This window comes from Paenibacillus koleovorans NBRC 103111, assembly GCF_004000845.1.
Lineage (GTDB): Bacteria > Bacillota > Bacilli > Paenibacillales > NBRC-103111 > Paenibacillus_AA > Paenibacillus_AA koleovorans.
Genome location: NZ_BIMA01000185.1, coordinates 1 through 8,958 on the forward strand (window position 1 = coordinate 1; position 8,958 = coordinate 8,958).

General features: G+C 52.3%; 9 protein-coding genes. 6 read left to right on the forward strand and 3 right to left on the reverse strand.

What is annotated here, in order from left to right; translation table 11 throughout:
• Nucleotides 1-244: 244 nt before the first annotated feature.
• The gene (gene acnA / locus PKO02S_RS30765) at nt 245-2,962 is read right to left on the reverse strand and encodes an aconitate hydratase AcnA (RefSeq protein WP_127588903.1); all 2,718 of its coding nucleotides are present in this window, start codon (nt 2,960-2,962) and stop codon (nt 245-247) included.
• A gap of 285 nt (nt 2,963-3,247) precedes the next feature.
• Here acnA and PKO02S_RS30770 point away from each other — a divergent pair, with 285 nt between their 5' ends.
• Both PKO02S_RS30770 and PKO02S_RS30775 read left to right on the forward strand, forming a co-directional pair.
• Complete coding sequence (locus tag PKO02S_RS30770) at nt 3,248-4,288, forward strand: amidase domain-containing protein (protein ID WP_127588905.1); 1,041 nt, start codon at nt 3,248-3,250, stop codon at nt 4,286-4,288.
• Between the two features lie 136 nt (nt 4,289-4,424).
• Nucleotides 4,425-5,552 (forward strand): D-alanine--D-alanine ligase, encoded by a 1,128-nt coding sequence (locus PKO02S_RS30775; protein WP_127588907.1) that lies wholly within the window; start codon nt 4,425-4,427, stop codon nt 5,550-5,552.
• A gap of 165 nt (nt 5,553-5,717) precedes the next feature.
• On the opposite strand, the gene PKO02S_RS30780 is transcribed toward PKO02S_RS30775, so the two are convergent.
• Together PKO02S_RS30780 and PKO02S_RS30785 are read right to left on the reverse strand one after the other, a co-directional pair.
• The gene (locus PKO02S_RS30780) at nt 5,718-6,938 is read right to left on the reverse strand and encodes a tyrosine-type recombinase/integrase (RefSeq protein WP_127588909.1); all 1,221 of its coding nucleotides are present in this window, start codon (nt 6,936-6,938) and stop codon (nt 5,718-5,720) included.
• A 20-nt stretch (nt 6,939-6,958) separates the two neighbouring features.
• On the reverse strand, nt 6,959-7,609 hold the full coding sequence (locus tag PKO02S_RS30785) for a LexA family protein (RefSeq protein ID WP_127588911.1): 651 nt from the start codon (nt 7,607-7,609) through the stop codon (nt 6,959-6,961).
• A 175-nt stretch (nt 7,610-7,784) separates the two neighbouring features.
• Here PKO02S_RS30785 and PKO02S_RS30790 point away from each other — a divergent pair, with 175 nt between their 5' ends.
• The 4 genes from PKO02S_RS30790 to PKO02S_RS30800 all read left to right on the forward strand — a co-directional run.
• Entirely contained in the window at nt 7,785-8,000 is a 216-nt protein-coding gene (locus tag PKO02S_RS30790; protein WP_127588913.1) for a helix-turn-helix domain-containing protein, read from the forward strand.
• A gap of 41 nt (nt 8,001-8,041) precedes the next feature.
• Nucleotides 8,042-8,227 carry an excisionase family DNA-binding protein gene (locus PKO02S_RS34030; protein ID WP_373865255.1) on the forward strand — a complete coding sequence of 62 codons (186 nt, stop codon included), beginning with the start codon at nt 8,042-8,044 and terminating at the stop codon, nt 8,225-8,227.
• A gap of 135 nt (nt 8,228-8,362) precedes the next feature.
• Nucleotides 8,363-8,515, forward strand: coding sequence for a hypothetical protein (locus PKO02S_RS32670; RefSeq protein ID WP_164821795.1), 153 nt, complete (start codon nt 8,363-8,365; stop codon nt 8,513-8,515).
• 103 nt (nt 8,516-8,618) lie between these two features.
• On the forward strand, nt 8,619-8,958 hold a 340-nt coding region (locus PKO02S_RS30800), incomplete at its 3' end, for a DUF7666 domain-containing protein (RefSeq protein WP_444980887.1).

Consider the following 8,958-nt stretch of genomic DNA (forward strand, 5'->3'; position numbering starts at 1 on the left):
CCCTTATGCGTACGTAGTTACTGGCCAAGGCGAGAGTGTCGTGCGGACAAGCAGGAAGTGAGCTGTGCAAGAGCGGCAGATCCGACCCCGTCCGTCGATCGCCAAGTACCTTGCTCTGCAGTCCGACTCCCTAGTAAGTAAGGAAACCCCTGACGCTTCAATACGGTGAAGAACTTAAACTTCCCTATCCGTCAACAAAAGAGCAAGCTCCCCTCCCGGGCAGCTTGCTCTTTTTCACTAAACCTTACTTGCTCTCCGCAATGATCTGGCGGAGCACCGTTTGCAGGATGCCGCCGTTGCGGTAGTAGTCGACGTCGACCATGCTGTCCAGACGGACGATCGCGTCGAACTCGAACGTCGATCCGTCGTCGCGAGTCGCGGTGACGCGCACGGTTTGACCCGGCTGCACGCCGTTGTCGAGGCCGGCGATGTCGAACGTCTCGGTGCCGGTGATGCCGAGCGTCTTCCAGCCGAAGCCCTCAGGGAATTGCAGCGGCAGCACGCCCATGCCGACCAGGTTGGAGCGGTGAATCCGCTCGAAGCTCTCGGCGATGACGGCTTTCACGCCCAGCAGGAACGTGCCTTTGGCCGCCCAGTCGCGGGAAGAGCCGGTGCCGTATTCTTTGCCGGCGATGACGACTAGCGTTGTGTCGGCGGCTTGGTATTTCATCGAAGCGTCGTAGATCGACATCACTTCGCCGGTAGGCAAGTGAGTCGTTACGCCGCCCTCGGTGCCGGGAGCCACTTGGTTCCGGATGCGGATGTTCGCGAACGTACCGCGCATCATCACTTCGTGGTTGCCTCGACGGGAGCCGTACGAGTTGAAGTCTTCCTTCTTCACGCCGTGCTCGAGCAAGTAACGGCCCCCAGGGCTGTCGGTCTTGATGTTGCCCGCTGGGGAGATATGGTCAGTCGTCACGGAGTCGCCCATAAGCGCGAGCGCTTTGGCGCCATGGACTTCCTCGATGTTGCCGACTTCCAGGCCGAGACCTTGGAAGAACGGAGGCTCTTGAATGTAAGTGGAGTTGGAATCCCACTCGTAGAGCTCGCCTTTCGGTACCGGAATTTGGTTCCAACGCTCGTTTTGCGTAAACACGTTCTCGTACTTGGCGCGGAACATGTCCGGCGTCAAGGAGGAGGCTACGGCAGCCTTGATCTCGTCGTTCGTCGGCCAGATGTCCTTCAGGTAGACCGGCTGGTTGTCGCGGTCATAGCCGATTGGGTCGTTGGCCAGGTCGATGTTGACGGTACCGGCCAGCGCATAGGCAACGACGAGCGGAGGCGAAGCCAAGTAGTTGGCTTTCACTTGCGCATGGACGCGGCCTTCGAAGTTCCGGTTGCCGGACAGGACGGCGGCTACGGTCATGTCGTTCTCGGTGATCGCTTGGCTCACTTCATCAGGTAGCGGACCGCTGTTCCCGATACAAGTGGCGCAGCCATAACCGGCTACGTGGAAGCCGAGCGCTTCGAGCGGCTCGATCAAGCCGGCCTTGTGCAGGTACTCGGTGACGACAAGCGAACCCGGAGTCAGCGAGCTCTTCACGTAGCCCGGCTTCGTCAGACCGCGCTCAACCGCTTTTTTCGCGACGAGACCGGCACCCAGCATAACGCTAGGGTTGGATGTGTTCGTACAGCTGGTGATCGCCGCGATAACGACAGCGCCAGTACCCATCGAAGACGCAGGACCGTTCGGATGCTTCACAGGCACCGTCTGAGCGATCTTCTCGTCGGACAGACCGTAGCCGCCCTTCTCGATCGGAGTACGGATGATCGAGTTGAACGATTCCTTCATATTGGTCAATTCCACACGGTCTTGAGGGCGCTTAGGACCGGCCAAGCTTGGAACGATCGTGGACAAGTCCAGCTCGATCGCGTCCGTGAACACCGGATCCGGCGTCTCGTCCGTACGGAACATGCCTTGCTCTTGATAATAAGCTTCGACCAGCTTGATTTGCTCTTCGGCGCGGCCGGTGCTTCTCATGTAGTTCAGAGCTTCGCTGTCAACCGGGAAGAAGCCGATCGTAGCGCCGTATTCCGGAGCCATGTTGGCAACCGTAGCGCGGTCGGCCAAGCTGATGTTGCTGAGACCAGGGCCGTAGAATTCTACGAACTTGCCTACGACGCCTTTTTTGCGAAGAATTTGGGTAACCGTCAGAGCCAGGTCAGTCGCCGTAGCGCCTTCCGCCAAGCTGCCGGTCAGTTTGAAGCCGATAACTTCAGGCGTGACGAAATACAGCGGTTGGCCGAGCATGCCGGCTTCCGCCTCGATGCCGCCTACGCCCCAGCCTACAACGCCGAGACCGTTGATCATCGTCGTGTGGGAATCGGTACCTACGAGGGAATCCGGATATACGACCGTTTCGCCGTCTACTGTCTTCGTAGCCGCTACGGATGCCAGGTACTCCAGGTTCACCTGATGCACGATCCCGGTAGCAGGAGGAACGGCACGGAAGTTGTCGAACGCGGTTTGAGCCCAGCGGAGGAAACGGTAGCGCTCCTCGTTGCGTTCGAACTCGACCTTCATGTTGTACTCGAGAGCGTCAGGGGTGCCGAAAGCATCGACCATTACCGAGTGGTCGATTACGAGATCGACCGGCACGAGCGGGTTGATCCGCTTCGGGTCGCCGCCGGCGCGCTTCATCGTGTCGCGCATTGCGGCGAGGTCTACGACAACCGGTACGCCGGTGAAGTCTTGCAGCACGATACGGGCAGGGATGAACGGAATTTCCTTGTTCTCATCGCGGCCTTCCGCCCAGCTCGCGATTTGTTTCACATGTTCGTTCGTGATGGCGCGTCCGTCGAATTGGCGAACGGCGGCTTCAAGCAATACCTTAATGGAGAACGGCAGCTTGTCGATTCCGCTGAAGCCTTTGCTCTCCAGGGACTTCAGGCTGTAGTAGTTGTACGATTTGTCGCCTACCTGCAGCTGAGTCCGGACGGAGAAGTGGTCCTTGTTGGACATGTTGTGTGCCTCCTTCTTAATGAACCTGTATTTCAAAGTTGGAATCAGTTTCGCTAGATGAAACTTGATTTCATAATTCCTCGTCTTTAGTATACCCTCTTCTTTTTGTGGCGTAAAGTTTTTTTTCTTCTAATAAAGTGCCCTCTTTTTTTATCCGCCCGATCGTTCCAAAGTCCCCCAAGGTCTGTTTGCAGCCAGCTTTTCATATAAATGGGATAATGCCTGTTTGACATTGTGCGAAATGCGGACCGTTTCTCCTTGCATCTCTAATTCAAGGGGGTCACTATGCTGGACAAATGGAAAAAAACCGTCTATGAGTACATGCATCACCGCAACCAATTGGAATCCGGACTAAGGGTGGAGCCGCTGCTTACAACCGTCCGGGACGACCGTTACTTGCGCAAGCAGGAGCTGCGACTCAGACGCCTGCAAGCGACCCAGCTGGAACGAAACGCGAAGCCCGTCCGCACGGAGACCGGCCTTGTCCTGCGCCATATTGACGAACGGGAGCCGAACGAGGCGGTAGTCGTCGATGTCGAGCTCAGGCGGCATTACGAGTATGAACTGCATGGAATGAAGCATATGGAGGATCGAAGGGAGAAGGAGCGGCTGACGGTCATTCGTTCGGGCAATCGCTGGCTCATTACGCAAGTGGAAAGCGAAGTGCCGGAGCGGTTGTCGCCGCATTCGCCGCCTTCCGAGGCGATTGCCCGGGCGGAGGAGGCCGAGCGCGAGCCTTACGACACTCCTCCGAATCGGACGATGCCTTATTTGAACCCGAGGCTGATCTCGGGCAGCGGCTTCGACGCTTCATTTCGCCCGATCTATTATAATCGAACCAAAGCCCAAGAATACGCCAACACCTGGTGGAACAGCGCCAACCCGAGCTTCGTTTCGCTGGAAGTGGACTGTACGAATTTCGTCTCCCAGTGCCTCTTTGCAGGCGGAGCGCCGATGAACTATACTGGGAAGAGGGAAACAGGCTGGTGGTACCAAGGCCATTCCAAGGAACGCGAAGGCTGGAGCTTCAGCTGGGCGGTCGCGCATAGCCTGTGCATGCATTTGACGACGTCGCGCAGCGGGCTGCGGGCCGACATCATGGAGCACGCCTCGCAGCTGACGATCGGCGATGTAATCTGCTACGACTGGGACGGCAACGGCCGGTTCCAGCACAATACGTTCGTTACCGCGATCGATGCGGCGGGTATGCCACTCGTCAACGCGCATACGGTAGACAGCAAGCACCGGTATTGGGATTACAAGGATTCATACGCCTGGACGCCGAATACGAAATACCGTTTTTGCCATATTCACGATCAGTTTTGAATGGGGACATCATCGGGCGCTAGCCACAGCCATCCCGGCACGGCAGCCCTGCAGCCGCTTCCGGCCGCTCCGCCGACAGGCGCTGTTCACTAGCATGAAGCAACAACTGGATAAATATTCATGGGCGGAGGTATCTATGAGCAAACGAGTACGCGTCGGCCTGGTCTACGGAGGCAAGTCCGGCGAACACGAGGTGTCGCTGTCGACGGCGATGGCGGTCATACAAGCATTCGATCATACGAAGTACGAGGTCAAGCCGTTTTATATTACAAAAGAAGGCTCGTGGCGATCCGGTCCCGTATTGGAAGGGCCGGTGGCGAACAAGGAGCTGCTGAAGCTCGAAGCGGAGCCGGCGCGAGGCGTCGCCAAGGTGAGCTCCCTGCAAGGGACGGAGTCTCCCGGCGCGCTACAGCCGATTTTCCAGGCGGGGACGGGCGATGACAATGCCCTGGACGTGATTTTCCCGCTCCTGCACGGTACGTTCGGTGAGGATGGCACGATTCAAGGCCTGCTCGAGATGGCCAATGTGCCATACGTAGGAGCGGGAGTGCTGGCCTCCGCGGTTGGCATGGACAAAGTGATGATGAAGAAGATGTTCGCCCAGGAAGGGCTCCCGCAATGCGTGTTCCGTCACTTCACGAGAGCGCAGTGGGAGAAGGACCAGCCGTTTTTCCTGATGGAGATCGAGATTTCGATCGGGTATCCGTGCTTCGTGAAGCCGGCGAACCTAGGCTCGAGCGTAGGCATCTCCAAGGCGCGGAACCGCGAGGAATTGATCGAGGCGCTTGCCTTAGCTTTCCAATTTGACCGCAAGGCGATTGTGGAAGAATATATTGAAGCGAGAGAAGTCGAGGTAGCCGTGCTGGGCAACGATTCCCCGATCGTTTCGGTTGTAGGCGAGATCGTCTCTTCCAATGAGTTCTATGACTACAAGGCCAAGTACATCGACGGCAAAAGCGCCATGATTATCCCGGCGGAGATTCCGGCGGATATAGCGGAGCAGCTGCGCGAGATGGCGGTGCGTGCGTTCCAGGCGATCGACGGCAGCGGGTTGGCGCGGGTCGATTTCTTCTTGCGGAAGTCCGATCAGGCGATCATGATCAACGAGATCAACACGATGCCGGGCTTTACCCCATTCAGCATGTACCCGCTTCTGTGGAAAGAAACCGGCAAGCCGTACCGCGAGCTGCTGAACGATTTGATCCAGCTGGCGCTGGAGCGGCACGAAGGGAAGCAGCATCTCAAGTACTCATTCGATACTTAATTCATCTTTCATTACCAAATCGTTGGAGGGATTGCGGCTATGGGTTTCCAAACCGAATTCAATTCCGTTTGCAAATTAATATTAGCCTAAATATTCCTTATGTGGTGTGGGTTTTCTCTTATTCTATAAAGGGATTACCCACAAGCTACCCACAGTTGACTAAAGTTATTTTACTTTCATTATTTTTTCGAAGCTGTCTGTAGCCGCTTTGCGTTTTTTCTCGGTTACGTGAAGGTAAACCCTGCGAGTGATGTCATCGTTTTTGTGACCTAAACGTTCTTGGATTACAGCGAGGTCCACTCCTCCTTCTGCAAGGAGTGATACGTGAGTGTGGCGTAGACTATGGGGCGTAAGTGTGGTTGGTAATTTAGCAATCTCTAACAGTGATTCAAATCTGTGTTCAAGATTAATCGCACTGGCGGGATATCCATGCTGTTCAGAACTCCAGAAGAGGAATCCGGCATCGTGTAACAACTCAACTTCTTTACGCCGAGTAGCTTGCCATGCTATTTGAGACTTAATCGCTTTTATTACCGTCTCTCCAATTGCTACCTTACGAATTGATGATTTGTTTTTTGGCGGTCCTAAGTGATATTTGCTAATCTTAGTCAACACAGTCAGTGTTTTTGTGATAGATATGGTTTTTTCTTCCTCATCAAAATCAGTCAATTTCAAAGCGAGAAGCTCTCCAATGCGTAATCCTGTATAAGTAAGGATCAGAAAGAAATCATATTCCTGCGGTCTTCCTCTAAACCTAACAATATTTAGAAAGTGTTTTAACTGCTTCTTTTCAAGGAATTTCGGAATATCGGGTTCCCCGGACTCGATCTTATCAAGACTTGCCTTAAAAGCAGGGATGACAGCTTCATCTGTGGGATTTGAGCTTATGATTTTTTTGCGAACCGCATCAGAGAACATTAAACTAATACCATCGTGATAACGCTGAATTGTACCTTTTTTCTTACCAGCTCGTTTTAGGGTATTCAAGTATCTTTGATAATCATCCCCTGTTACTTCTCGCAACTTCTCGTTTTCTCCAATATATGAAATAAACGAATTAGTCGCAGTTGTACGATTTCTTATCGTCGTTAACGCTGGCTCGCGTTCGGTTTTGTAGTCTTCTATCCACTTTTCCCGCCAAGAGCCAAGAGTGACGTTTTTCGGGTCTACCAGTTTTCCGCGCAGCTTATCGGCTTTGATCAGAATTCCCGCATCATATGCCTCTTCAGCCGTTGGATACGATTCCGTTTCTTTTTGCTTGCGAGATTTTTTCCCGTCTTTAACTACCGACACACTATACCGATAGGTATAGCGGCCATCTCTCTCCCGAACCCCGGGAGGGAGTTTTTTCTTTTTCTTCCCTTTTGCAGGTATTGACTTAGCCATTATTCGCACCCCATTTACGCTTAATCGGACTCAACAAGATAGAGAATTACTTTTCCGTGAATCTGTATGTCACCAGCTTCCCGGTAAGGAAGGACATGATCTGCAAAACTGCTGATTTGACTGTCCGGTCTAAAGATTATTCTTTCATTCTCACTGTCATTAAAAAAGCGTTTAACCGAAAATTCGTTTCTGTCGCTGTAGACCACAATGTCGCCATTTTTTAAGTTTGAAAGTTCTACTTGCTTTACGACGATTAGCGATCCGTGAGGTATTGTTTTATTCATTGAATCTCCATTGATGCGAGTGATGTAGATGTCATCATTTGACGCCCATTTACCCATCATGCAGTCTGGTATTTCAATTTTTTGAACATCTTCTAAATGCAAGTGTTCGACGTGACTTGGGAGACCTGCCGAAATAGAAACTGGATAATAGGGATAGCTCGTTGTTGAGGTTAAGTCTTCCGACTCATCAACCCAGCCCATTAAATACCCAGGCGACACCTTCAATGCTTTCGCAAGGGGTTCAAGTATAGATATAGGCATGTTATCAATATCATCACTTTCATATCTGTAAACAGTTGCGCGATTTTTGTTTAATTTTTCCGCTAGTGTATCCACGGACATTCCTAAAAGCTTTCTTTGTTTTTTGATACGGTCTCCAACACTCATCCTATTGTTCGCCTCCTAGTAGACATCATAAAGCATTAGTCGCATATTTGCAATTACTAACGATAAAATCAGAAAAAAAGTTTGTTTTTATGCGACATTTCGATTGACTCCAGAGGCCCCTTAACGTATGATTAAATCAATTCGCACGGTATGCGACATTGGGGGAGGTGATGAGATGGTCAATGTGAACAAGCTAAAGGGCAAAATCGTAGAACGAGGTTTTTCCGTCGCGGATGTTGCTGTTCGCATTAAGATGCACAAAAGCACGCTGCACAGAAAGTTGAATGACGGAGATTCCTTTTCGATCAAAGAAGCAAATCTTATTTCTAAAGTGCTTGGGCTCTCAAGTGCGGAGGCAATGGAAATTTTTTTTGATCATAATGTCGCATGACATGCGACAAAAAGTGGAGTTGATGAACATTGGAAGTAATATTGCCACCTACGTTAACCGTCAAGCAGTCTTATGAGTACCTCAATATCGGGCGAACTAGAATGTTCGCTTTGTTGAAAACAAAAAAAGTGAAGTCCTACAAACACGGTAAATCTCGGCGAATCAAACGTGAATGGCTTTTGGAATACGAGCGCGAGTTAATGAGGCAGGAGAGTGGTTCCGCGTGAATCTCTACTCTTTGAAGGAGCCCGATGACCCATGGTCCTACACTACGCAATCCTAGCTTTCGTTATTATCTCCGTCGTCGTGCTGATCATCGCTTCACCGAACCTGGAAGACGAGGAAGGGAGGTGAACAGCAGCATGCCATTTTGGATTCAATATGCTTGTGACGCGGACTACAACCGCCGATTCAATTTCATCTATCGCCGGCGCTATACGCTGGAGGACGCGATCCGCAGCTATTCGAAATCGAAAGAAGCCAAGCTCGGCGGCAACGTTGATGTACGGGCATGAAAAAAAAGCCCACTGGGCGGGGTAGGAGCCGCGTAGTGGACCGCAACGAAAAAACTATACTTACCGCCATCTTATCACAGTTGGCGAAAAATTGGGAGGACTTATGGATAACAATTCGGTCGTCAAAGGTTTCAAGGTATTCAAGCCAGATTTCACTTGCCGCGGCTTTCAATTTGCAGTCGGCAACACGTATACGCACGAAGGGCCGATCGAGCCATGCGCGGCCGGCTTCCACTTCTGCGAGAAGCTGGTCGACTGCTTCAACTATTACGACTTCGACCCGAACAACCGGGTCGCCGAGATCGAAGCACTCGGTGAGCTGAAGCACGAGGACGACAAGGCTTGCACGAACATCATCCGGATCGTCCGGGAGATCAGCTGGGCTGAGATGCTGGACATGGTGAACACCGGGAAGGGGAATACAGGACTTTCCAACGCGGGCC

Excerpts from the sequence above, each read along its gene's own strand:
- acnA (WP_127588903.1), bottom strand. The coding sequence starts at position 2,962 with ATGTCCAACAAGGACCACTTCTCCGTCCGGACTCAGCTGCAGGTAGGC.
- PKO02S_RS30770 (WP_127588905.1), top strand. The coding sequence starts at position 3,248 with ATGCTGGACAAATGGAAAAAAACCGTCTATGAGTACATGCATCACCGC.
- PKO02S_RS30775 (WP_127588907.1), top strand. The coding sequence starts at position 4,425 with ATGAGCAAACGAGTACGCGTCGGCCTGGTCTACGGAGGCAAGTCCGGC.
- PKO02S_RS30780 (WP_127588909.1), bottom strand. The coding sequence starts at position 6,938 with ATGGCTAAGTCAATACCTGCAAAAGGGAAGAAAAAGAAAAAACTCCCT.
- PKO02S_RS30785 (WP_127588911.1), bottom strand. The coding sequence starts at position 7,609 with ATGAGTGTTGGAGACCGTATCAAAAAACAAAGAAAGCTTTTAGGAATG.
- PKO02S_RS30790 (WP_127588913.1), top strand. The coding sequence starts at position 7,785 with ATGGTCAATGTGAACAAGCTAAAGGGCAAAATCGTAGAACGAGGTTTT.
- PKO02S_RS32670 (WP_164821795.1), top strand. The coding sequence starts at position 8,363 with ATGCCATTTTGGATTCAATATGCTTGTGACGCGGACTACAACCGCCGA.